Source organism: Pseudomonas sp. CH61 (assembly GCF_059429415.1).
Genome location: NZ_CM182098.1, coordinates 2,683,064 through 2,707,778, shown reverse-complemented (window position 1 = coordinate 2,707,778; position 24,715 = coordinate 2,683,064). Strand labels below are relative to the sequence as shown.

17 protein-coding genes are annotated in these 24,715 nt (G+C 61.3%); 4 read left to right on the top strand and 13 right to left on the bottom strand.

The annotated features are described in order from the left end of the window. Positions 1 to 99: 99 nt before the first annotated feature. Positions 100 to 612 carry an MgtC/SapB family protein gene (locus AC5SEM_RS12055; RefSeq protein ID WP_077572699.1) on the top strand — a complete coding sequence of 171 codons (513 nt, stop codon included), beginning with the start codon at positions 100 to 102 and terminating at the stop codon, positions 610 to 612. A gap of 125 nt (positions 613 to 737) precedes the next feature. On the opposite strand, the gene AC5SEM_RS12050 is transcribed toward AC5SEM_RS12055, so the two are convergent. Continuing rightward, on the bottom strand, positions 738 to 896 hold the full coding sequence (locus AC5SEM_RS12050; RefSeq protein ID WP_016985118.1) for a hypothetical protein: 159 nt from the start codon (positions 894 to 896) through the stop codon (positions 738 to 740). Between the two features lie 217 nt (positions 897 to 1,113). Here AC5SEM_RS12050 and AC5SEM_RS12045 point away from each other — a divergent pair, with 217 nt between their 5' ends. The 3 genes from AC5SEM_RS12045 to glgB all read left to right on the top strand — a co-directional run bounded on the left by AC5SEM_RS12045 (position 1,114) and on the right by glgB (position 8,834). Then, entirely contained in the window at positions 1,114 to 3,111 is a 1,998-nt protein-coding gene (locus AC5SEM_RS12045) for an alpha-1,4-glucan--maltose-1-phosphate maltosyltransferase (protein WP_495473102.1), read from the top strand. 147 nt (positions 3,112 to 3,258) lie between these two features. After that, a complete protein-coding gene (treS, locus tag AC5SEM_RS12040) occupies positions 3,259 to 6,600 on the top strand; it encodes a maltose alpha-D-glucosyltransferase (RefSeq protein ID WP_495473101.1) in 3,342 nt (1,113 codons plus the stop codon). Between the two features lie 2 nt (positions 6,601 to 6,602). Then, the gene (glgB, locus tag AC5SEM_RS12035; RefSeq protein WP_212621948.1) at positions 6,603 to 8,834 is read left to right on the top strand and encodes a 1,4-alpha-glucan branching protein GlgB; all 2,232 of its coding nucleotides are present in this window, start codon (positions 6,603 to 6,605) and stop codon (positions 8,832 to 8,834) included. Between the two features lie 123 nt (positions 8,835 to 8,957). On the opposite strand, the gene AC5SEM_RS12030 is transcribed toward glgB, so the two are convergent. The 12 genes from AC5SEM_RS12030 to treZ form a co-directional block, all read right to left on the bottom strand. Further along, the gene (locus AC5SEM_RS12030) at positions 8,958 to 10,025 is read right to left on the bottom strand and encodes an autotransporter domain-containing protein (protein ID WP_495473100.1); all 1,068 of its coding nucleotides are present in this window, start codon (positions 10,023 to 10,025) and stop codon (positions 8,958 to 8,960) included. A 390-nt stretch (positions 10,026 to 10,415) separates the two neighbouring features. Then, positions 10,416 to 11,198, bottom strand: a complete 783-nt coding sequence (locus AC5SEM_RS12025) for an endonuclease/exonuclease/phosphatase family protein (protein WP_495473099.1) — start codon at positions 11,196 to 11,198, stop codon at positions 10,416 to 10,418. A gap of 194 nt (positions 11,199 to 11,392) precedes the next feature. Then, positions 11,393 to 12,151, bottom strand: coding sequence for a PIG-L deacetylase family protein (locus AC5SEM_RS12020; protein ID WP_495473098.1), 759 nt, complete (start codon positions 12,149 to 12,151; stop codon positions 11,393 to 11,395). A 156-nt stretch (positions 12,152 to 12,307) separates the two neighbouring features. Further along, entirely contained in the window at positions 12,308 to 12,994 is a 687-nt protein-coding gene (locus AC5SEM_RS12015) for a glycosyltransferase family 2 protein (RefSeq protein ID WP_495473097.1), read from the bottom strand. Then, a complete protein-coding gene (locus AC5SEM_RS12010; protein ID WP_495473096.1) occupies positions 12,991 to 13,590 on the bottom strand; it encodes an SAM-dependent methyltransferase in 600 nt (199 codons plus the stop codon). The genes AC5SEM_RS12015 and AC5SEM_RS12010 overlap by 4 nt, the downstream gene beginning before the upstream one ends. Then, a complete protein-coding gene (locus tag AC5SEM_RS12005) occupies positions 13,587 to 14,345 on the bottom strand; it encodes a PIG-L deacetylase family protein (protein ID WP_495473461.1) in 759 nt (252 codons plus the stop codon). The genes AC5SEM_RS12010 and AC5SEM_RS12005 overlap by 4 nt, the downstream gene beginning before the upstream one ends. After that, positions 14,342 to 15,340, bottom strand: a complete 999-nt coding sequence (locus tag AC5SEM_RS12000; RefSeq protein ID WP_495473460.1) for an acyl-CoA dehydrogenase family protein — start codon at positions 15,338 to 15,340, stop codon at positions 14,342 to 14,344. Before AC5SEM_RS12000 ends, AC5SEM_RS12005 begins: the two co-directional genes overlap by 4 nt. Position 15,341: 1 nt before the next feature. Further along, positions 15,342 to 17,501 carry a glycogen debranching protein GlgX gene (gene glgX / locus AC5SEM_RS11995; protein WP_077572710.1) on the bottom strand — a complete coding sequence of 720 codons (2,160 nt, stop codon included), beginning with the start codon at positions 17,499 to 17,501 and terminating at the stop codon, positions 15,342 to 15,344. A 227-nt stretch (positions 17,502 to 17,728) separates the two neighbouring features. Continuing rightward, the gene (locus AC5SEM_RS11990; protein ID WP_495473095.1) at positions 17,729 to 18,043 is read right to left on the bottom strand and encodes a DUF2934 domain-containing protein; all 315 of its coding nucleotides are present in this window, start codon (positions 18,041 to 18,043) and stop codon (positions 17,729 to 17,731) included. 27 nt (positions 18,044 to 18,070) lie between these two features. Further along, positions 18,071 to 20,839: a malto-oligosyltrehalose synthase gene (locus AC5SEM_RS11985; RefSeq protein ID WP_495473094.1), complete on the bottom strand. Its 2,769-nt coding sequence runs from the start codon at positions 20,837 to 20,839 to the stop codon at positions 18,071 to 18,073. Next, the gene (gene malQ, locus AC5SEM_RS11980; RefSeq protein WP_495473093.1) at positions 20,836 to 22,914 is read right to left on the bottom strand and encodes a 4-alpha-glucanotransferase; all 2,079 of its coding nucleotides are present in this window, start codon (positions 22,912 to 22,914) and stop codon (positions 20,836 to 20,838) included. The genes AC5SEM_RS11985 and malQ overlap by 4 nt, the downstream gene beginning before the upstream one ends. Beyond that, the gene (treZ, locus tag AC5SEM_RS11975; RefSeq protein ID WP_495473092.1) at positions 22,911 to 24,713 is read right to left on the bottom strand and encodes a malto-oligosyltrehalose trehalohydrolase; all 1,803 of its coding nucleotides are present in this window, start codon (positions 24,711 to 24,713) and stop codon (positions 22,911 to 22,913) included. Before treZ ends, malQ begins: the two co-directional genes overlap by 4 nt. Between the last annotated feature and the right edge of the window lie 2 nt (positions 24,714 to 24,715).

Here is a 24,715-nt window from a genome sequence, read left to right as displayed (position 1 = left end):
TCTACAAGATTAGGGCGCACGCTGCGCGGATCGTTCTGCGCAACTGATTAATGGTCGCTGCTGTCCATCCTCTATAGACCCAATAACAAGGACTGCACGATGAACGCGTGGTGGCATGAAGTGTGGGAAACCCTGCAAGCGGAGTTCGCCGACGTCGGCGATGCTTCGCAATTGACGCGGATTACCGTGCGCCTACTGATGGCGGCGATTCTGGGCGGCATTCTCGGGTTCGAACGCGAGCACAAAGGCAAGGCTGCCGGGGTGCGCACGCATATGTTGGTGGCGCTGGGGGCGGCGCTGTTTGTGCTGGTGCCGCAGACGTCAGGCGCGGAATCCGACGCGATGAGCCGGGTAGTGCAAGGGGTGATTGCCGGGATCGGCTTTCTTGGTGCCGGCACAATCCTGAAAAACAAGGAGGGCGATGAAGGCCACGTAAAAGGCCTGACCACGGCGGCCGGGCTGTGGATGACCGCGGCCATTGGTGTCGCGGCCGGCCTTGGCAGGGAAGCCACGGCGCTGCTCAGTACCTTTCTCGCGCTGGGGATTTTCAGCGTGATGCCGCGGATCGTGAAGCTCTTCGAAAAAGAAGAGGAGAAGACTGATGACCACTGACTGATCGTTGCCACGTTGATCGTTCCCACGCTCTGCGTGGGAATGCCTCAATGGACGCTCCGCGTCCGCTTTGGGACGCGGAGCGTCCCGGGCTGCATTCCCACGCAGAGCGTGGGAACGATCAGTTAGACGATGACCGGGGGCATGGTGCTCGGCGGTTCCTCTTTAGGCGGTGGTGTGGTGCCGGGCGGTTCCTGCTCGGGGATCGGTTGCGGCTCAGTCTCGGGCAGGGTGGGTTTGTCGATGTTCGGATCAGGCGTTTCGGCCGGGATCGGGATGTTCATCTGATGACCTCCGTGTGGCACATGGCGTAAGAAGTGCTTAAGTGGATTGACCACCCTGCGCGCAATTCGATCCGCTTTTCTGACACGGTAATTTCATCTGAACTTTTCCCGGCGCCGGTCGCTCGGAACCTAAGTGAGTTCATTTCGGGGCAGGTGCTTCGTTGTGAACACTGATCCGGCACAAGAGCGTCCTTGGGGCGTTAAGGAGAGATGCTCAATGACTGCTGAAAAACCCTCTGAGCAAAGCTACAACCCGCACATGCCGCTGTCGCAGGCCTTGCTGCTGCCGCGCATTGTCATTGAAAACACCATGCCGACGCTCGATGGCGGACAGTTCGCCGTGAAGTCGATTGCCGGCCGTGAAGTGGTGGTTACCAGCAAAGTGTTTGCTGACGGTCACGACAAACTCGCCGTGCGCATCCGCTGGCGTGAGGAAGGCGAAGAAACCTGGCAAAGCGAGGTCATGACCGATCAGGGCAACAATGGCTGGCAAGGCCAGTTTCGCCCTGAGCAGCAGGGGCGCTTCCTGTATTGCATCGAAGCGTGGATCGATCAATTCGCCAGTTTTCAGTATGAACTGGAGAAGAAACACACCGCTGCTGTTCCGGTTTCGCTGGAATTGCAGGAAGGCCGGAGCATGGTGCAACAGGCCGCCGAACGCAGCGAAGGGCAGCTCAGCGAACAGCTCGCCGCGTTGCACCACGAATTGTCCGGGTTGCTCGAAACCGAGCAGGTCGCGCTGTTTCTGCACTCGCGCAGTGCGCAATTGATGGCTGAGGCCGATCACCGCGCCTACTTGAGCGTCAGTCCTGAATTCCCCATGGACGTCGAACGCGAACTGGCCGAGTTCGCCAGTTGGTATGAATTGTTTCCACGTTCGATCACCGACGATCCACACCGTCACGGCACCTTCAATGACGTGCACGCGCGCTTGCCGATGATTCAAGACATGGGTTTCGACGTGCTGTACTTCACGCCGATCCACCCGATCGGTCGCGCCCATCGCAAGGGCCGCAATAACTCCCTGAGTGCCGGTCCGGATGACCCCGGCAGCCCTTATGCGATTGGCAGCGAGGAGGGCGGGCACGAGGCGATTCACTCGCAACTCGGCACCCGCGAAGACTTCCGCCGATTGGTCGCCGCTGCTGCCGATCACGGCCTGGAAATCGCTCTCGATTTCGCCATTCAGTGTTCCCAGGATCACCCGTGGCTCAAACAGCATCCGGGCTGGTTCAACTGGCGCCCGGACGGCACGATCAAATACGCCGAAAACCCACCGAAGAAATATCAGGACATCGTCAACGTCGACTTCTATGCGCCGGACGCGATTCCGAGCCTTTGGATTGAGCTGCGTGACATCGTCATTGGCTGGGTCGAGGAGGGCGTGAAAATCTTCCGCGTCGACAATCCACACACCAAACCGCTGCCGTTCTGGCAATGGCTGATCGCCGATGTGCGGGCGCTGTACCCGGAAGTGATCTTCCTCGCCGAAGCCTTTACCACGCCGGCGATGATGGCGCGGCTGGGCAAGGTCGGCTACACGCAGAGCTACACCTATTTCACTTGGCGCAACAGCAAGGCTGAGCTGGCGACGTATTTCGCCGAACTGAATGAGTCGCCGTGGCGCGAATGCTACCGGCCGAACTTCTTCGTCAATACGCCCGACATCAACCCGGCGTTCCTGCATGAATCCGGGCGCCCGGGGTTTCTGATTCGCGCGGCGCTGGCGACCATGGGCTCGGGCCTGTGGGGCATGTATTCGGGGTTCGAGCTGTGCGAGTCGGCGCCGGTGCCGGGCAAAGAGGAATACCTCGACTCGGAGAAGTACGAGATCCGCGTCCGCGACTTCACCGCGCCCGGCAACATCATTGCCGAGATCGCCCAGCTCAACCGCATTCGTCGGCAGAACCCGGCGCTGCACACGCACCTGGGCCTGAAGATCTATAACGCGTGGAACGACAATATTCTGTATTTCGGCAAGCGCAGTTTTGACGGCAGCAACTTCATTCTGGTCGCGGTCAGCCTCGATCCGCATAACGTGCAGGAGGCGAATTTCGAACTGCCGCTGTGGGAAATGGGCCTGCCCGACGATGCGACGACCCACGGCGAAGACTTGATGAACGGGCATCGCTGGGACTGGCACGGCAAATACCAGTTCATGCGCCTGGACCCGGCGTACCAGCCGTTTGGCATCTGGCGAATCACCGCTACGTAATGATCGTTCCCACGCTCTGCGTGGGAATGCATCCCGGGACGCTCCGCGTCCCAGAAACTGACGCAGAGCGTCCATGGCGGCATTCCCACGCAGAGCGTGGGAACGATCATCGTGGGGCGCTTTTAAAGCATTCAGCAGGAGTTTCACATGGCGAAGAAACCCAAGGCAGCCACCTTCATCAAAGACCCGCTCTGGTACAAGGACGCGGTGATCTATCAAGTTCACGTCAAATCGTTTTTCGACTCCAACAACGACGGGATCGGCGACTTTCCTGGCCTGATCGCCAAACTCGATTACATCGCCGACCTCGGCGTCAACACTATCTGGCTGTTGCCGTTCTATCCCTCGCCACGTCGCGACGACGGCTACGACATCGCCGAATACCGTGGCGTGCACAGCGATTACGGGACCATGGCCGACGCCAAGCGCTTTATCGCCGAGGCGCACAAACGCGGTTTGCGAGTGATCACCGAGCTGGTCATCAATCACACCTCGGACCAGCACCCTTGGTTCCAGCGGGCGCGCAAGGCCAAGCCCGGCTCGGCGGCGCGGGACTTCTATGTGTGGTCGGATGACGATCAGAAATACGACGGTACGCGGATCATTTTTCTCGACACGGAAAAATCCAACTGGACCTGGGACCCGGTCGCCGGCCAGTATTTCTGGCACCGCTTCTATTCGCACCAGCCGGACCTGAATTTCGACAATCCGCAAGTGATGAAAGCCGTGCTCTCGGTGATGCGCTACTGGCTGGACATGGGCATCGATGGTCTGCGCCTCGACGCCATTCCTTACCTGATCGAGCGCGACGGCACCAACAACGAAAACCTGCCCGAGACCCACGACGTTCTCAAGCAGATCCGTGCGGAAATCGACGCCAATTACCCCGATCGCATGCTGCTCGCCGAGGCCAACCAATGGCCGGAAGACACCCAGCTGTACTTCGGTGATACCGATGCCGCGGGCCTTAACGGTGATGAATGCCACATGGCCTTTCACTTTCCGCTGATGCCGCGCATGTACATGGCGCTGGCCCAGGAAGATCGCTTCCCGATCACCGACATTTTGCGCCAGACCCCGGAAATTCCTGCCAACTGCCAGTGGGCGATTTTCCTGCGCAACCACGATGAACTGACGCTGGAGATGGTCACCGACAAGGAACGTGACTACCTGTGGAATTACTACGCCGCTGACCGCCGTGCGCGGATCAACCTCGGTATTCGTCGGCGTCTGGCGCCATTGATGGAGCGCGACCGCCGCCGCATCGAATTGCTCAACAGCCTGCTGCTGTCGATGCCCGGCACGCCGACGTTGTATTACGGCGATGAAATCGGCATGGGCGACAACATTTATCTTGGCGACCGCGATGGCGTGCGTACGCCGATGCAATGGTCGATCGACCGCAACGGCGGCTTTTCCCGCGCCGACCCGGCGAGTCTGGTACTGCCGCCGATCATGGACCCGCAGTACGGCTATCTGTCGGTCAACGTCGAAACCCAGTCCGGCGATCCGCATTCGCTGTTGAACTGGACGCGCCGTCTGTTGGCGGTGCGCAAACAATCCAAGGCTTTTGGCCGTGGCACCTTGAAAATGCTCTCGCCGAACAACCGTCGCGTGCTGGCTTACACCCGCGAATTCACCGATGTCGACGGCAAACACGAAATCATTCTGTGCGTGGCCAACGTCTCGCGCAGTGCGCAAGCGGTGGAACTGGACCTGTCGGCCTACGTCGGCATGGTGCCGGTGGAAATGCTTGGCGGTAATGCGTTCCCGCCGATTGGTCAGTTGAATTTCCTCCTGACCCTGGCGCCGTACGGTTTCTACTGGTTTGCGCTGGCCGCGGAAAACCAGATGCCGAGCTGGCACGTGGAACCGGCGCAGAGCCTGCCGGACTTCACCACGCTGGTGTTGAAGAAACGCATGGAAGAACTGCTCGAAGCGCCGTCCCGCACGACGCTGGAGCAGAGCATTCTGCCGAGCTGGCTGCAGAATCGCCGCTGGTTTGCCGGCAAGGATGCAGCCATCGACAAGGTGCATCTGGCCTATGGCGTGCGCTTCGGCGATGCGCAGCATCCGGTGCTGCTCAGCGAAATCGAAGTCACCAGCGCTGGGCAGACCAGTCGCTATCAACTGCCTTTCGGCTTTATTGCCGAAGATCAGGTTGGCCCGGCGTTGCCGCAGCAATTGGCTCTGTCCCGTGTAAGACGAGTGCGACAGGTCGGCCTGATCACCGACGCGTTCAGCCTTGAAGCGTTTGTTCGCGCAGTGCTGCAAGGCATGCAGAACAACACGGTGCTGGAGTCGGCCGAGGGTGAAATCCGCTTTGCGCCGACCCCACATCTGGAAAAACTCGGCCTCGGTGCCGAATCGGAAGTGCGTTATCTGTCCGCTGAGCAATCGAACAGTTCGGTGGTGATCGGCAACAGCCTGGTGCTCAAGCTGATACGTAAAGTCGCTTCTGGCGTACACCCGGAACTGGAGATGAGCGCTTACCTGACCGAGGCCGGATTTGCCAATATCTCTCCGCTGCTCGGCTCGGTAATCCGCCGCGATGGCAAGGGCGAAGACAATCTGCTGATGATCGCTCAGGGTTACTTGAGCAATCAGGGCGATGCGTGGGAATGGACGCAGAACAACCTCGAACGGGCGCTGCGCGATGAACTGGCCGACGCCATGTCCGAGCAGGAACAGCATTACAACGCCCTCGGTGAGCTGAAGGATTTTGCCGGCATGCTCGGTCAGCGTCTGGGTGAGATGCACAAGGTGCTCGCCGCGAAAACCGACAATGCCGACTTCGCGCCGCAGGTGTCGACGGCCAAGGACATGCAGGCGACGGGCAAGGATGTTGTGGCCCAGGTCGAGCACGCCTTGAAACTGCTCAAGCAGCATCAGGGCGAACTCAGCGCAGCGGATCAGAAACTGGTCAAACGTCTGGTCGACGAGAAGAAAACCATCCTCGCCCATGTGCAGGAGCTGGCGAAGAAAGCCGTCGGCGGTTTGCGCATTCGCGTCCATGGCGATCTGCATTTGGGCCAGGTGCTGGTGATCAAGGGCGATGCCTATCTGATCGACTTCGAGGGCGAACCGGCGCGGCCATTGAGTGAGCGGCGTGGCAAACACAGCCCGTACAAAGACGTCAGCGGGGTGCTGCGCTCGTTCGATTATGCGGCAGCGATGACCATCAACGTTCACAACGTTGACCACAGCGCTGAGTCTGAAACCGCGCGGCGTCTGGTCGCCGAGCGTTATCTGCGTGAGGCCCGTGAGGCATTTGTTCAGGCATATCGCCGTGCGGCAGCTAGTCTTGATCATGCTTGGCAAGATCCTGAAGGTGCCGACGCAGCACTGGCGCTGTTCGGCCTGGAGAAGGCGGCCTATGAAGTGGCCTATGAAGCCGAAAATCGCCCCACGTGGCTGCCCGTGCCGTTGCACGGTTTGTACGGGTTATTGACGGGGCTTAAACCCTTTTCCGATCTTGGTGGAGAGTAGTCATGAGTTTCTCAAACAAGGAACAGGGTCAGGTCAAAGAAGCACTGCTGCCCTCGGCGAAAGATATCGATGCCTTGGTCCGCGCTGAACATCACGACCCTTTTTCCATTCTTGGCCCGCACGGCGATGGCGCTGGCGGGCAGTTCATTCGCGCCTATCTACCCGGTGCGTTGAGTGTCGTGGTGCTGGACAAGGACAGCGGCGAAGAACGCGGTCCACTGGAACAGACCGAAACACCGGGGCTGTTTGTCGGCCATTTCGATCAGGCGCGGCCGTACCAGTTGCGCACGCGCTGGGCCGGCGGCGAGCAAGTCGCCGAAGACCCGTATAGCTTCGGTCAACTGCTCGGTGAAATGGATTTGTATCTGTTCGCCGAGGGCAATCACCGCGACCTCAGTGCGTGCCTCGGCGCCCAACTGAAAACCGTGGATGGCGTCGACGGCGTGCGTTTCGCCGTGTGGGCGCCGAATGCCCGACGCGTGTCAGTGGTGGGGGATTTCAACGTCTGGGACGGTCGCCGGCATCCAATGCGTTTGCGTCATCCGTCCGGGGTCTGGGAGTTGTTCATTCCGCGCTTGCAAGCGGGGGAGTTGTACAAATACGAGATTCTCGGTGCCCACGGGATTCTGCCGCTCAAGGCCGACCCGATGGCGCTGGCTACCAGCCTGCCGCCGGACACCGCGTCGAAAGTCGCTGAGCCGTTGCAAATCGACTGGCAGGATCAGGACTGGATGAGCAGCCGCCGTGACCGTCACAAGCATTCGGCGCCGCTGTCGATCTACGAACTGCACGCAGGTTCCTGGCAATGCGAGCTGGATGATCTCGGCGAAGTGGCGCGCCAGTACACCTGGCCGGAACTGGCCGAGCGGCTGATTCCGTATGTGAAAGAACTGGGTTTCACCCACATCGAACTGATGCCGATCATGGAACACCCGTTTGGTGGTTCATGGGGTTATCAGTTGCTGTCGCAATTTGCACCGAGCGCGCGCTATGGCTCGCCGGCGCAGTTTGCCGAATTTGTCGACGCCTGCCACCGGGCCGAGATCGGCGTGATTCTCGACTGGGTGCCGGCGCATTTCCCCACCGATACCCACGGTCTGGCGCAATTCGACGGCACCGCACTGTACGAATACGGCAACCCGCTGGAAGGCTTCCACCAGGACTGGGACACGCTGATCTACAACCTCGGGCGCACCGAGGTGCATGGCTACATGCTGGCTTCCGGGTTGCACTGGTTGAAGCATTTCCATGTCGACGGTTTGCGCGTCGATGCGGTGGCTTCGATGCTCTATCGCGACTATTCGCGCAAGGCCGGGGAATGGGTACCGAACCGTCATGGCGGACGGGAGAATCTGGAAGCCATCGACTTCCTCCGGCACTTGAACGACGTGGTTGAACTGGAAGCGCCGGGTGCGCTGGTCATCGCTGAAGAATCCACCGCGTGGCCGGGTGTCAGCCAAAGTACGCAGCAGGGCGGTCTGGGTTTCGCCTACAAATGGAACATGGGCTGGATGCACGATTCGCTGCATTACATCCAGCAGGACCCGGTGTACCGCGCGCATCATCACAACGAGTTGAGTTTTGGCCTGGTCTACGCCTGGTCCGAGCGTTTCATCCTGCCGATCTCCCACGACGAAGTGGTGCACGGCAAGCACTCGCTGATCGACAAGATGCCCGGCGATCGCTGGCAGAAATTCGCCAACTTGCGCGCCTATCTGAGTTTCATGTGGACGCATCCGGGCAAAAAACTGTTGTTCATGGGCTGCGAGTTTGGCCAGTGGCGCGAGTGGAATCACGATCAACAGCTGGATTGGTATCTGCTGCAATACTCCGAGCACAAAGGCGTGCAGAAACTGGTCGGCGACCTCAATCGGTTGTATCGCGAAGAACCGGCGCTGCACGATCAGGACGACGCGCCGCAGGGTTTCCAGTGGTTGATCGGCGACGATGCGATCAACAGCGTTTATGCCTGGCTGCGTTGGAGCAAGGACGGCAAACCGGTGCTGGTGGTGGCCAACTTCACGCCGGTGCCGCGTCAGGCTTATCGCGTCGGTGTGCCGTTTGCCGGGCGCTGGACTGAATTGCTCAACAGCGATGCCGACACCTATGCCGGTTCCAATTACGGCAATGGCGGCGGGGCGTTTACCGAGGAAGTGCCGAGCCATGGCCAGTCGTTGTCGCTGGAGCTGAACCTGCCGCCGTTGGCGGTGTTGATCCTTAAACCGGAAGGCTGATCCAGTACCGAGTTGCTGCCATCGCGAGCAGGCTCACTCCTACATTTGGAATGCGTTCCCCTTGTAGGAGTGAGCCTGCTCGCGATGGCGTCAGCACAAACACTATCGCCGCCAAGCCAAACGCTACCAACGCATCCGCACCCCAAGGCTGCCAATGATCCCGTTCAAATCATTGTCATCGACATCACTGCTGTAATCGGCACTGACATACAGACTCACCGCCGGCGTCACCCGTGCCACCAGGCCCAATCCCAACTCGACGGTGGATGACTTGCGGCTGCTGCTGATCTTGTCGACCTGATCCAGTGTCACGGTATTGCCGGTGTAAACGGTGTGCCACAGGTTGGTGCGCACATAGGGTTCGACCGGCAAGCCATTCAAATCGTAACTGCCTTTCAAACGTGCACCGACGCGGCCGCTCCACGCCGTCAGATCGGAGGAAGAGGCATTGCCCGAACCGGCGTAGGGCGTGTCGAGGGTGATGCGCTGATTGATCAATTGCGCCTGCGGTTCGACCACCCAGTTTTCACTCAGGCCAATCGGGAAGCCGCCTTCGACCGAGAAGGTCATGGCACTGCCTTCGGTGGCTTGGCGGGCGCCTTGGCCGTTGCGACTGAAACCACTGACCCGACCACCGCTGGCCGACAGATCAACGTGCCAGCCTTGGCCACCGCTGAGGCTGTAGTAGGCACCGAGGCTCTGGCCTTGCAGATTGAGGGTGTCACTGTTCGGATCGGCCAAAGCGCGACTGGTGAGCACGCCGTTGCCATTGGCTTGAATCTGGTTGACGCCGCCGATCAGGCCGATGGTCTGGGTATGGCTGCCACTTTGCAGAGTCAGTACGGCTGGCCCTTTGAAGTCGCCGCTGCCGGGTGTTGCGTAACCCGACGACAGCACATCGGTTTGTGCCTGACGCGCACTTCTGCCGTACAACTCATCCCAGGCTGACGGGGCGAGGTCTTCAGTGATCAGGTTCGCCCCCTGCAAGTCCGGGCGAGGGCTCAAGCGTTGCGGGCCGGGGGTAATGACGGTGACGGGCAGTGTCATGACCGGCACATCCGCGCGATACCACGGGGTGGTTTCATCCGCCGCAGGACCGGCCTGCGCCTCCATGGATGAGCACAGCAAGATAGAACTCGACACTGTGCAGAAAGTGATTTTGATCTCGTGTGGGGTGATGGAAATTTTCATGGAGGTCTACCTTGCAGGCGCATGCATTCTCTCTATGTGGCGTCTCTCCTACCCCGAACGAGGGGCGACCGAATGGAGCGGGGCGAACCGTAACCGCTCGATTTCGCGAGTGTCCGAAGGCTCGTCCCGGGTAGGTGATTCCGGGGGTAGTAAGGTAGAGATAAGAAGAGTCGAGCGTGCCCGTCAAGAAATTGAACGATGAGCGGTAGTAGCAAAACAGGCTTTGCAAGCGTTTGTTTTTCTGCACATAACTAAGTGGTTGTTTGCATGGATAAACGCAGCGAAAGCCCCGACTCAGAGGCGTTCAGTTACCGACAGATGGTCTGTCGGTAACGTTGAACCGCCGAATGAGTTGATCCATCGCGTCCTGCATTACTGTCACTATTGCGGCTACAGGTGCACTTCGACGGCCAGTGGCAGATGATCCGACAGATGTGTCCACGGCTTGTTGCCGAGGATCTGCGGGTCATGGCTGCTGGCATTGCGCAGGTAGATCCGGTCCAGTCGCAGTAACGGAAAACGCGCCGGGTAAGTCTTGGCCGGCCGCCCGTGGTGACGCTCGAAGGCTTCGTGCAAATAGTCGCGCCGGGCGAGGGCGACATTGCCCTGCAACTGCCAGTCATTGAAATCGCCAGCGATAATCACCGGGGCGTCGTCGGGCAGGGATTCGAGCAACTGGCAGAGCAGCTGTAGCTGCAATTGCCGATGGCTTTCGAGCAGACTCAAATGCACGCAGATCGCATGCACTTCGGCATGCCCCGGCACGTCCAGCACACAGTGCAGCAGACCACGGCGTTCGGGGCCGGTGATCGAGACGTCGAGGTTGCGGTATTCACGAATCGGGTATTTCGACAGCAGCGCATTGCCGTGGTGACCGTCGGGGTAAACGGCGTTACGTCCGTAGGCGAAGTCGCTCCACATGCTGTCGGCGAGAAATTCGTATTGCGAGGTTTGCGGCCATTCGTTGTAACGATTCGAATGTCGCTCGTGTTCACCCACCACTTCCTGGAGAAACACCAGGTCGGCCGAGGTGCTGCGCACCGCTTCACGCAGTTCCGGCAGGATGAAGCGCCGGTTGAGCGCGGTGAAGCCTTTGTGGGTGTTGACCGTCAACACCCGGAGACGATGAATGACGGGCGCGTCGACAACATGACGCTTGGGATCGCTGGACACGGTTACTCCTCTGGATTGCGGGCCGCTTATTCATGCGACTGATGGCGAGGGGCGGCAGTTCCTTGCAAATCATGGCTGATGACAACCCGATTCCTGTGGGAGCGAGCCTGCTCGCGAAGGCGTCGGCAGATCCAATACATGAGTTGGTAGAACCACCGCTTTCGCGAGCAGGCTCGCTCCCACCCGAAACGGCGTCAGACGAAGACGATTTCGTAGGGCAAACGCATTCTTTCGAGAAGCACCGGCGGCAGCATCGGCGCAATGCCGATCGCCGGTTCGCCCTTGAGCTGGCTGGCATAGGCGTGGGTGGCGTGGCTTTTGCGCGCCACGGTCCAGGTGTCGAGGCGCAGTTTGCGCGCGCGTTCCCAGGGGATCAGTTGCTGGTCGCGCTCGGGCCAATGCCAGGCCCACACCGGTACATCATGGAAGGTCGCGCCAGCCTGTTCCGCCGCTTGCGCACTGGCCCGGCCCACCGCTTCGTGGTCGTCGTTGCCATCGCCGCGCCAGGTGCTGAACACCACGTCGCCGGGGCGCAGGTAGCGGCTGATGAATTCGGTCACTTGCGCTTGCTGGTCGCACAGGGCGTTGTCGGTGAAGCCGCCACGCACCCATTTCAGGCTGTGCATCGGCAGGCCGAGGCGGCGCAGGGCTTCGACGCTTTCCTGCGGGCGGAATACGCTCAGGCGCTTTTCCGACCATTGCCGCGAACCCGGATGGCTGGCGCTGCCATCGGTGATCGAGAGCAGTTGCAGCGGATGACCGAGGCTGGAAAGTAATTGCAGCAGGCCGCCGCAGGTGACCACTTCATCGCCGGGATGCGGCGCGATGACCACGGCGCGGGCACCGTCGGGCACCAGACTGCGGGTATTGATCACGGGAATATTGTCCAGTTGCGCGGCGCTGTTCCAGATTTGCGCTGACGAACTGCTGTCACTGAGGGATAACGGTTTCATGATATGACGTCCTTGTGTTGTCTCGCCCTCAGTCGCGCGCATGACAGTAATTGCCCAACGCTACCGACCCGTGAAGGCTGGTTGAATGCCTTGCGACGCTCCGAACCTTGGATTGCCGCGCAGCAGAGTATTGCTCATGAAGCGAAGTTCGTCGCGTCACAGATCAATCTGATCCGCTTTTTTTTGCTCCATCTGTGCCAGATTTCGCAGATAGTCACCAAAGCCACCGCGCGCACGGCTGTCGAAGCGAGCGCTGGTGAGCACTTGCGGGCGATGACTCCAGGCGATATTGGCGCCATCCCGCTCCAGCTGCCGCACCAACTGCACATCTTCGTCGCACGCCAGCGGTTTAAAGCCCCCGGCCCAGCGATAGGCGTCGGCGCTGATGCCCAGATTGGCGCCGTGAATGTGCCGATGGCCATCGCAGGCCCGGTAATGCCGGTGGTAGCGGATTTGCGCCGCTGCATCGAACGACTCGTGCCAGCGCTCGACGGTGACGGTACCGCAGACGGCGTCCGCACCCAAGCCCAGCTGCGCCACCAGCCAGTCGTCGGCGACGCGGCTGTCGGCGTCCGAACAGGAGATCCAGCGCGCACCACGCTCCAGTAACAACTGTGCGCCGGCCGCACGCGCCTGGCCGACATTGCGCGCGTCGATGTGCAGGCTCAGCACCGGATAGCGACTGACGATCTGCGCCGAGCGGTCGGTGCAACTGTCGAGCACCACCAGCACTTCGACGCGCTCGCCGGCCAGCAAGCCGTGCCGGCTGGCGCGCACGGCCGCGCTCAGGCATTCGTCAAGCAAGTCTTCCTCGTTGTGCGCCGGGATCAGAATGCCGATCATCGCAAGCCCTCCAGTGCCGCCACCGAGCGCGGTTCGCGGCTCCACACCTCAAGAATGAAGTCCGCTTCCTGATGCAAAACCAGCCGTGGCAGATGCAGTTTTTCGTGGATCAGGTCGTGCACCTGCCGCGCATTCAGCGGGCAGCCGTCGATGGGCGGACGCCAGTGACAGGCGAGGAACTGGCCGTCGGCAGTCAGGCAATCACTGGCCCGACGGATCACGTCTGTCAGATCTTCACCATCGAGGTAGTAGCCGATCTCGCTAAATACGATCAGGTCGAATTTTTCCTCCGGCCAGTCGCCGGGAAGACGGTTTTGCCGCACTTCGGCGTGATCGAACAGGCTCAAACGGGTGCGCGCCAACGTAACCGCCGCACTGGCGGTGTCGCAGCACAACAACCGATCACAACGACCGGCGAGTTCGGCGCTCAACTCGCCGTTGGCGCAGCCCGGTTCGAAGATTGCCCGATAGCGCGGACGCGGCAGGGCGGCGAGGGTGATTGCGCGTTTGCGCTGCTCGTACCAGCGCTCGCGGAAGGCCCAGGGGTCGTCGTTGCCGGCAAACAGGCCATCGAAATAGCGATCTTCGACACTCATAGAAACACCACTTCGAAAGGCTGCAGCAGGCGATCGAGCACATAGGGCGCGAGCACCGGGCCGAGTCCGGCGTCAGGATCGCCCTCCAGTTGACTGGCGAAGGCGTACACCGCGTGGCGCTTGCGTGCGACTTGCGCCGGCGTCAGGAGAATCTTGCGTGCCCGTTGCCACGGTACGAAAGCGTCTTCCGGGGTTGCCCAGTGCCACGTCCATACCGGCAGTTCGTGGCAGCTCGCACCGACCCGACGCGCAGCTTCGGCACTGGCGCGGCCGACGGCTTCGTGGTCGCAATGGCCGTCCTCGCTCCAGGTGGTGAAGAGCACGTCGTCGGGACGCAGATGACGCGCGATGAAATCGACCAGCTCGGCTTCCTGAGCCGCGACCTGCGTGTCGGTAAAACCGCCGCGCAGCCACTTCACCCGATGCATCGGCAAACCAAGTCGGCGCAGCGCTTCGGCAGATTCCTGTGGGCGCACCACGCTCAGACGTTCGACCGGCCAACGACTGGAACCGGGGTGGCTGGCGCTGCCGTCGGTCACAGAAATCAGTTGCAGAGGCCGACCGGCCTCGGCGAGCAATTGCAGCAGGCCGCCACACCCCAGCACTTCGTCGTCCGGGTGCGGCGCAACAATCACCGCCCGCGCACCCGGTGGCACCAGGCTGAGGATGTCGATGCTGTCCAGTTCCGCCAGATGCCGCGAAGCCTGCCATTGATGCAGGCTCGTGCCCTGGCCGACAATCGGGTTGGTTTTCATAACGTCCATGCCTCGCCGCTTTGTTCGGCAATCAACTGACCGAGCGCAGCCAGATCGCGTTCGGCATGACTCTGGCGCAAGAACACCGGCAGATCGGCGCTGAGCCGGGCAAAGTGCCGATCCTTGCAAAACGGCCCGGCGCCGAGGGCGCGACCGACTTCACGCATCACCTGTTCGGCCGACTGTTCGACCACCGCGCGGGCCCGACGGGCGAGCAACTCGGCGTCGTCCTCGGGATGGGCATCGATGTGCAGCGCGCTGAACCGCAGCACATCGGCGGCCGCCTGCAACGCGCTGTCGACCGCGCCGAGATGGGCGAGGGCGTGCGGTTCCGGGCGTTGTCCACACTGCGCGCGCAACGCTTCGGCGATTTGCCGCGCGGCGCCGTACCAGCACGCGGCAATACCGATCCCGCCCTGCCAGAAACCGGGTCGTTGCAGATAGTCGCCGGGGTTGCCGATGGCCTGCGCTTCGGCGCCGTCGAACAGCACCTCGACGCTACCGGTGGCGGCCATGCCGACCGCTTGCCAGCCTTGCTCGGTGACAGTCACGCCCGGTTGGTCGAGGGCAACGGCGACCAATTGTTGCTGATCATCGGCATCCCACGCGGTGAGCAAGGCATGGCTGAGCACAGCGGCCCCGGAGCACCAAGCCTTGCGCCCGTGCAACGCGACCATGTGCCCGGCCGGGCTGATCTTGACCCGCGCTTGCGGCGGTTCCGCTGCCCACATGCCCCAGGTGCTGCCCGGTGTCGGCGAACCGCCCAGTTGCTCGATGATCGCCAGTGCGTCGGTGTGGCCTTCGAACAGCTTGCACAAACCGAGATCATGCCCGCCGACTTCCGCCAATTGCTGAAAACGTTCCAGCGTGTGGCCACTGCCCGGCAACGGCAAACGATCCAGCCCGGCTTCGACCAGCGCTCGCAGGCAATTGCCGAGCGCTACGGTGTGCGGATAATCCGCCGGACGCCGGGCGAGATAACGGTGCAGGTCCATATCAATCTTCTTCATCACGTTGCAGTTCGAACAGCAGCAACGAGCGGCCGGTCACCGAGTACTCGTGGCCGAAATCGAAGCGTTCCTGGCCACGGATCGACGGCTGATTGGTGTCGATCATGCACGTCCAGAAACTGCCTTCCGGTACTTCCGGCAAAGTGAAATTGACGATGTCGTGATGGGCGTTGACCACCAGCAGCAGCGTCGCATCCGCCCCCTTGCGGCGAATCCCGGTTTCCTGTGCGCGACCGTCGAGCAACATGCCCAGGCAGCGGTTGTGCGCATCGTGCCAATGCTCGGTGGTCATCTCGGTGGCATCCGGCGCCAGCCAGGTGATGTCCTTGACGCCGATGTCCTCGTTGTATTCGCCTACCAGAAAACGGCCGCGACGCAGAATCGGATAGGCCAGGCGCAGCTTGATCAGGCGCTTGACGAATTTCAGCAATGCCTTGCCGTCCTCGCTCAGGTCCCAGTTGACCCAACCGATCTCGCTGTCCTGGCAATAGGCGTTGTTGTTGCCGTCCTGGGTGCGGGCGAACTCGTCGCCGGCGACGATCATCGGCGTGCCTTGGGCGAGCAGCAGGGTGGCGAAGAAATTGCGCATCTGCCGGTGGCGCAGGGCGTTGATTTCCGGATCGTCGGTCGGACCTTCGACACCATGGTTCCACGACAGGTTGTTATTGCTGCCGTCCTGATTGTTCTCGTCGTTGGCTTCGTTGTGTTTGTCGTTGTACGAGACCAGGTCGTTGAGGGTGAAACCGTCGTGCGCGGTGATGAAATTCACCGAGGAATACGGACGCCGCCCACGCTGGTTGAACATCTCACCGGAGGCGGTCATGCGGCTGGCGAAATCGGCAACCTGGCCATCGTCACCTTTCCAGAAGGCGCGCACGGTGTCGCGGAACTTGTCGTTCCACTCGACCCAGCCCGGCGGGAAGTTGCCGACCTGATAGCCGCCGGGGCCGCAGTCCCACGGCTCGGCGATCATCTTCACCTGACGCAGCACCGGGTCCTGACGGCAAGCGACGAGGAAGCTGTGACGCTCGTCGAAACCATCGTGATAGCGGCCGAGAATGGTTGCCAGGTCGAAACGGAAACCGTCGACGTGCATCTCGCTGGCCCAGTAACGCAACGAGTCGGTGACCATTTGCAGCACGCACGGGTGGCTCAGGTCGAGGGTGTTGCCGGTGCCGGAATCGTTGATGTAGTAGCGCTTGTCGTCGGGCATCAAGCGGTAGTACGAGGCGTTGTCGATGCCGCGCATCGACAGGGTCGGACCTTGCTCGTTGCCCTCGGCGGTGTGGTTGTAGACCACGTCGAGGATCACTTCGAGGTTGGCTTCGTGCAGGTGCGCGACCATCTCCTTGAACTCGGCGATCTTGCCGCTGGCCAGATAGCGCGGGTCCGGGGCGAAGAAGGCGATGCTGTTGTAGCCCCAGTAATTGGTCATGCCTTTGTGCAGTAAATGCTGGTCGTTGACGAAGGCATGAATCGGCAGCAACTCGACGGTAGACACGCCAAGCTTGCGGATGTGTTCGAGCACGTCGTCGACCATCAGCCCGGCGAAAGTGCCGCGCACGTTCTCCGGCACCGACGGGTGACGCATGCTGATGCCGCGCACGTGGGTTTCATAAATGATGGTTTTGTCCCACGGCACGCTGACACGGTGGTCGTTGCCCCAGGTGTGCGCCGGGTCGATGACTTTGCACTTGGGCACGAAGGGCGCGCTGTCACGTTCATCGAAACTGAGGTCGGCGTCGGGGTGGCCGATGGTGTAGCCGAACAGTGCTTCCGACCATTTCAATTGGCCGACCAACTGCTTGGCGTACGGGTCGATGAGCAGTTTGTTGTGATTGAAGCGGTGACCGTTGGCCGGGTCGTACGGGCCGTAGACACGGTAGCCGTAGATCAGTCCCGGATGCGCATCGGGCAGGTAGCCGTGGTAAATCTCGTCGGTGTATTCCGGCAGTTCGATGCGTTCGAGTTCGACTTCGCCGGCATCATCGAAGATGCACAGTTCGACCTTGGTGGCGTTGGCGGAAAACAGAGCAAAGTTCACCCCCAGACCATCCCAGGTCGCACCGAGCGGGAAGGGCAGGCCTTCACGGATTCTGGATGGCTCGGCGTGCGCGGTGGGTTCGGCTTTCTTTGGACGGGTCATGATTGCTCCTGCAAAAATCGGGGGTAGTTCGGTTAACACTGTTTCCCCTGTGGGAGCGAGCCTGCTCGCGAAGGCGTCGGCACATCCGACATCTCTGTTAGCTGACCCACCGCTTTCGCGAGCAGGCTCGCTCCCACAGGGGTTTTGTGTGTTTCTTGAGGACGAACGCGTCCTCGGTGGCGAGCGAACCCGCCACACGGTCATTCAGTTCAATAGTCCGGTAAGCGTCAGATCGCCGAAGGCTTCTTTGGCGCTCGAGGCTTTTTCTCGGCGGCTTTTTCGCCCGGGGGAATCACTTTGGCGGCGCTGGCCGGTTTGGCTTTGGCCGCAGGTTTCGGCTTGGCGGCCGGGGCCTTGGCCTCAGTAGCCTTGCCAGCGGTTTTGCTGCCAGCGGCTTTTGGCGGTTTCTTCGGTGCCAGGGCTTCGGCTTCGGCCAGTTTGCGCGCCATCTCCCAATGGCGCGCCTCCTGACCCTCAGGCTGGCCTTCCGATTCCCAGATTTGATAGGCGAATTCGCGGATGCGTTTATCGTCGGTACTCATCGCAATGCTCCTGAACTGAACTCATGCTTACGTTAAGTGTTGGATAAAGAGATTGACCGGGACATCCCCCAGCGCGTCGCTGATATTCAGCTCCCTGTTTTTTGTGACTGCGCTGCTTGAAAAAAGTCCCTTCAGGTTTGTTTCGGAGGCGGCGAACGGTAAAACCACCCGCGTATCGCCCCAGCGCAGCGCATCGACCTGAGGTACAGCACTGTTTTCCAGCAGGGTTGCGCAACGGATCGGCACGATCACGATGGCCTGCTTGCCCTCGTGCTCACGGGCAAACGCGAGCACGTTGTGCGCCTGACTGCCGAGCACTTCCAAGGCCTGGTAAGTGCCCCGGCGGAACAGCTCGGCATGCTCGACACGCAGGTTCAGCACTTCGGCGATCAAGGCTTGCTTGATGCGTCCGTCACGCCAGTTCGCCAGCAACTCCACAGGTGGCAATGGCTCCTGCAGAGCGTGCTCACGAGCGGCGTAATCCACCGGCCGGCGGTTGTCCGGATCGACCAGGCTGAAGTCCCAGAACTCATTGCCCTGATACAGATCCGGCACCCCCGGCACGGTCATGCGCAGCAAGGTTTGCGCCAAACCATTGAGGGCGCCGGCAGCGGCGATGCTGTTGACGGTCTTGCTCAGCGCGGCGCGCAGTAGTTCGCCTTCTTCACCGGTGAGCAGCTTTTCCGTGAACGCTTGCGCGGCGTTTTCATAGGCTTCGTTCGGCGCGCTCCAACTGCTTTGCAGCTTGGCTTCGCGCAGAGCTTTCTGTTGCCATTGCCAGATACGTTTGGCGTAGTCGGCGAACCCGGCCTGATCGTCATCGCGCAGTTGCAGCGGCCAACTACCGAGCAATGCTTGATAGAGGATCAGCTCATCGCCGCTCGACGGCATTTGCTCGTCAACCCGAACGGGGCGGGCGAGGGCGCGCCACAACTCGATCTGCTCGGCGTACCAATGGCTGCGCTCGCTAAGCACCGCCAGACGCGCGCGGGTGTCTTCGCCACGTTTGTGATCGTGGGTGGCAGTGGCCAGCAAGTTGTCGGGGAATTCATTCAACCGTTGCTGATTGACTGCATGAAAGTCGCTGACCGGGGCACTGAATTGCTCGGTGTTGTAGCCGACATCGTTGCGCGACAGCAGCACCGCCGAGCGATACAGCGCGGTGTCTTCCACGGCTTTCGCCGCTGCCGGTGAGGTCAGTTGCTGAAAACGCACGCAGGCATGCTTGAGGATTTTGCGTGAACGCCCGCGCGGTTTGCGTCGCCACGGTGTGCCACCGAGCCACGCAGCGACACAGTCGAGCACCGGCCAATCGGCTTCGCTCAGCGTTTGCCGGGCACCGTCCATGGCCTGCTGGAAAAACACCTCGTCCTGCGCCGAGCGGCCCATGGCGCTGATGTAAGTGCGGTACACCGGGAAGTGCACGATCAACGCCTGCAACACCCGGCGGATCGCGCCGAGGGTCAAATCGCGGGTCATCAGGTCATCGCGGGCCACTTGCAGCAGGGCCTGGGCGACGCTTTCGCAATCACTGGCCAGCGAGCCGTTGAGGATCTGCTGACGCGCCAGTTGCGCTTCTTCGATGAACGCGGCGGGGCGTTCGGTGCGCCGTTGCCAGAGGTCACCGAGGACGAATTCGCCGTCCGGATCGTGCTGCAGCAACGACAGCTGATTCATGAATTCATAACCGGTGGTGCCGTCCACCGCCCAGTCGCGGTGCAGGGTTTCGCCGGCGCCAAGGATCTTCTCGACGTAGATCGGCAAATGCCTGCCGGGTGCCAGCAGATCGACCCGGCGGCGCAGTTTGCGGCAGTAACCACGCGGGTCGGCGAGGCCGTCGATATGGTCGATGCGCAGACCGTCGACCAAGCCTTCGGCGATCAACTGGAAGATTTTGCCGTGGGTGGCTTCGAACACCGCCGGACGTTCGACACGCAGGCCGCCGAGTTCGTTGATGTCGAAAAAGCGCCGCCAGTTGATGTCGTCCGCTGCGGTGCGCCAACTGGCGAGGCGATAGCTTTGGCGCTCGAGTAACTGATGCAGCGCCTGGAAGCCTGCTTCGGTCGTTGAGTCGAAATGCTGCAGGTTGCTGTGTATCGCTTCAAGCGTTTGCGGATCGCTCGCCAGTTCGCGTAGCTCTTCCTTCAGCGGCATCGCCAGCGAATGTGCATCGGTCTGATAACTGAGCGTGCTGAACCGGTCAGCGAGGGATTTCAGCGTCTCTTGGTGTTTGAGGATCTCACCATAGTCACTCGGGCAAATCGGGAAATGATGATCGTAGTGCTCGACGTAAAAGCTGCCGGTGTTTGCCTTGAACAGCAGCTTCAACGTGCCTTCCTGCAACGCCACACCGTAATCGCTGCCGAGGAACGGCAGCAGCAACTGGCCCTCCATCAACGGGTCCGGCGAGTGCCACTGAATATCGAAGAACTCGCCGTAAGGGCTCAGTCGCCCCCATTCCAGCAGGTCGAGCCACCACGGGTTGTCGCTGCCACCGACCGCCATGTGGTTGGAGACGATGTCGAGGATCAGCCCCATGTTGTGTTCACGCAGGGTGCTGACCAAGCGCCGAAGCGCCGGCTCACCGCCAAGCTCCGGGTTGACCTGGGTCGGGTCGACCACGTCATAACCGTGCATGGAACCGGCCCGTGCCGCGAGCAGCGGCGAGGCGTAAATATGGCTGATGCCGAGCCGGGCAAAGTACGGCACCAGTGGCACGGCTTGTTCGAGGGTAAAACCTTTATGAAATTGCAGGCGCAGTGTCGCGCGCAGGGGCTGGATGAGCGCTTGATTCATTGGTCACGCTCGGCAGCCTGAAGACGCGCGCACGCCAGCAATTCCAGACGTCGCGCTGCATCGGCGCCGTCGAGCAACGCCTCACTGGTGCCGGGCAAGCGCCGTGACCAGTTCGGATGGGTGTCGATGGTGCCCGGCAGATTCGCCTGTTCGTTGATGCCCAGCGCATCTTCCAGCGGCAGCAGCACCAGCGGCGCGCGGGTGTGGCCAAGGAAACGCACAGCGGCATCGACCACTTGATCGGCCTCGTGGGATTCCTCGCGGAAATTCTGCGGGTCCTGACTCAAGGCACTGCGCAAGCCTTCACGTTCACGCTGACGATGGTGGCGCCATTCGATTTCACCGTTGGCATCGACAAAACCCAACCGCGCGTTCCAGTCGATGTCGCGGCCATGCCACCAGCCGTTGAGCGTCGGCAGATCGTGGGTGCTGGTGGTTGCCAGTGCGTTATCCGGCCAATCGAGAATCGGCTTGAAATGGGTGTTGTCCTGTTCGAACAACAACACGCGCATGCCCAGCATGGAGCGGGCGATGAGTTTCTCGCGCAAGCCATCTGGCACGGTGCCGAGGTCTTCGCCAAGGACGATCGCCTGATGACGATGGGACTCGAGGGTCAGCAAGCGCAGCAAGTCATCGACCGGGTAATACAGGTACGCGCCATCGGCCGGCGCGGCGCCATTGGGGATCACCCACAAGCGTTGCAGGCCCATGACATGGTCGATGCGCAAACCACCGGCGTGGGCGAAGTTGGCGCGCAGCATGTCGATGAAGGCGCGAAAACCGTTGCGGATCAGGCCTTCCGGCGAGAACGCGGAAATCCCCCAGCCCTGGCCCGAGCGATTGAGAATGTCCGGCGGCGCACCGACGGTGAGCGAGGCGAGCAGTTCATCCTGAAAACTCCAGGCCTGACTGCCAGCACCGTCGGCGCCCACCGCCAGATCGGCGATCAGGCCAATGCCCATGCCGGCGCTGCGCGCGGCAGTTTGTGCACGTTCCAGGCAGCGGTGGATCAGCCATTGGCAAAACGCGAAATAGCCGATGCGCTCTGCGTATTCTTCGGCAAAGGCTTCCAGCGCCGCGCCGCGTGGGTCGTGCCAGTGTTCCGGCCATTGCCGCCAGTCGAGGTTTTCGCCACGGGCGGCGCGCATCTCCTGAATCGCTTCGAAACGGCAGTGATTTTCCAGTGCTTCGCCACCGGCGTGACGGAAACTGGCGAAGTCCGGGTGCAACGGATGGTCACCGGCGATGAAACCTTCGTACAACGCTTGCAGGAGCTTTTGCTTGGCGTCGGCGGCGCTCGGCCAGTCAATCAGCGTCAGGTCTTCCAGTTGCGCGAACTGCTCGGCCAGGCCGGCCGCGTCGATGGCATCACGCAAGGCGCGTTCACCGAGAATGGCCCCGGGTGCGGCGTAAAGAGAGTTGAGGAACAACCGACTGGATGGCGAATAAGGGCTGTAGCGCCCGGTATCGGCGCTGAACATGGCGTGCAGTGGGCTGATCGCCAAGGCATCGGCGCCGCGCTCACCGGCCACGCGGACCAGGTCTTCCAGTGCTTGAGTGTCGCCGAAGCCGCCGTCGCCGGCGCGGCGCAAGGCATACAGTTGCGCACTCAGACCCCAGACGCGGGGAATCGGATTATCCACCGCATCGCCAACGCTGAAGCAGCGCTCCGGCGCCACGGCCAAGGTGAAATACTGATCGCTGATGTGCACCTGTTGATAGCCGACCGGGATCAGCCCCGGCAATATCGCCTCGGAATCGAGTTTCAGGTTCAGCCGCGAGCCGTCTTCAAGGTGAATTTCACACGGCGTCTCCGGAGCGAAATAACGCGCCAGATCCACGCCGACACCGACATCGGCGGTCAACAGCGGCGGCAAGTGGCGGTCTTGTTGCACGGCTTGCAGTTCCAGCAGGCTGGCGTCGATTTCCTGCGCCGTGCTGGCCGGGTGGCCGAGTCCGATCAGGATATTGCGCAGCACCGCCGGGGCGACTTTCTGCGGGCGGCCGTTGGCGTCGATCCAGTCGACGGCGAGGCCGGCTCGGCTGGCGAGAATTTCCAGTTGCGCATCGCTCATAGGCGCTCTCCATTCAGAGGTTGCAAAGGGGTTGCGGCCGTGAGGCTGACAAGCGCGCAATACGCGGGCAGTACGCCCGATTCCGACAGATCGGCGCTGGGTGGCTGCTGAAACAGCCACACGGCCTCGGTCTGTGGAGGGTTGACCACTGGCGTGTCGCTGAGGTTCAGGTCAATTCGCAGCTCACTGCCATTGCCCAGACGCCAGCGTGCGCTGACCGCGCCATAACCGAGCATATGCGCGCCGAGCGCTTGGGTGCCGGACAGATGGGGAATGATGTATTGATGGCGAAATTGCAGGAGCTTTTGGTACAGCGCGAGGGTTTCCTGCTGTTTTGCACTGCCATGGCCGATCAACCTTGGCTGTGAGGCGTGGAAGGTTTTTTCGCCATTCGGGTCGGGAATCTGCTCGCGCTTGTGCGGATCGGTGAAGGCGCTGAAGGCCGCGAACTCATTGCGTCGACCCTCGCGCACCAACTCGGCCAATTCGCCGTGATGACTGGTGAAAAACAGGAACGGCTGCTCGGCGGCAAACTCGTCGCCCATGAACATCAGCGGAATCATCGGTGACAGCAGCAACAAAACGGTCGCGGCCTGCACGGCGCGCGGATCGGCCAGATCATGCAGGCGCTCGCCGAAAGCGCGGTTGCCGATCTGATCGTGGTTTTGCAGGAACAGCACGAACGCGGTGGAGGGCAGATGTTCGCTGGGCTCGCCGCGCGGTTCGCCGTGACGGGTGATGTGGCCCTGGAAGACAAACCCCTGACTCAGGCAGCGCACCAGTTGTTCAGTGGGTTGAGCGGCGTAGTCGGCGTAATAGGCGTCGGTTTCGCCGGTGAGCAAGACGTGCAAGGCGTTATGACCGTCGTCATTCCACTGCGCGTCGTAGTCGTATTCGAGCAGGCTCGACTGGTTCAGTTCGTTTTCCACGGTCAGCCAGACATGCCGGCTCGGGTCGATCTGCGCGCGGACACGCTGGGCCATCTCGGTGAGAAAATCCGGGTCTTCGATGGCATGCACCGCGTCGAGGCGCAAACCGTCGAAGCGGTATTCGAGCAACCACATCAGGGCGTTTTCGATAAAGAATTCGCGAACTTCGCTGCGGCGAAAATCGATCGCTGCGCCCCACGGCGTGTGCTTGTCCTCGCGGAAAAAGCCTTTGGCGTAGCGGTGCAGGTAATTGCCATCAGGGCCGAAGTGGTTGTAGACCACGTCGAGAATCACCGCCAAACCGTGGCCGTGAGCACTGTCAATCAGGTGTTTGAGTTGTTCCGGGGTGCCGTAGGAGGCTTGCGGTGCGTAGGGCAAAACACCGTCGTAACCCCAATTGCGATCGCCGGGGAACTGCGCCAGCGGCATCAGTTCGATGGCAGTGATGCCCAGGCCCGCGAGGCGCGCCAGATGTTGCTCGACTTCAGCGAAACCGCCGAGCGCACCGACGTGCAACTCGTAGATCACCGCTTCGCTCCACGGCCGACCTTGCCAGGCAGTGTGGCGCCATTGATAGGCCAGCGGATCGACCACCACGCTGTGGCGGTCGAGGTCGCCATCCTGTGCTCTGGAGGCCGGGTCGGGCACTTCCAGTTCGCCGTCGATGTTGTAGCGGTAACGCGTGCCCGCCGGACAGCGGGCCTCGATCACAAACCAGCCGTCTGCCTGAGACAGCATCGGCAGCGACTGGCCATTTTCAAGCTCGACACTGACGTAAAACGCATCGGGTGCCCACAGCGCGAACTGTGTGTGTTCGGCGTCCAGCATGATCGCGCCGTGGGGCCAGGTTTCAGTAGACCGTAACGGCATCG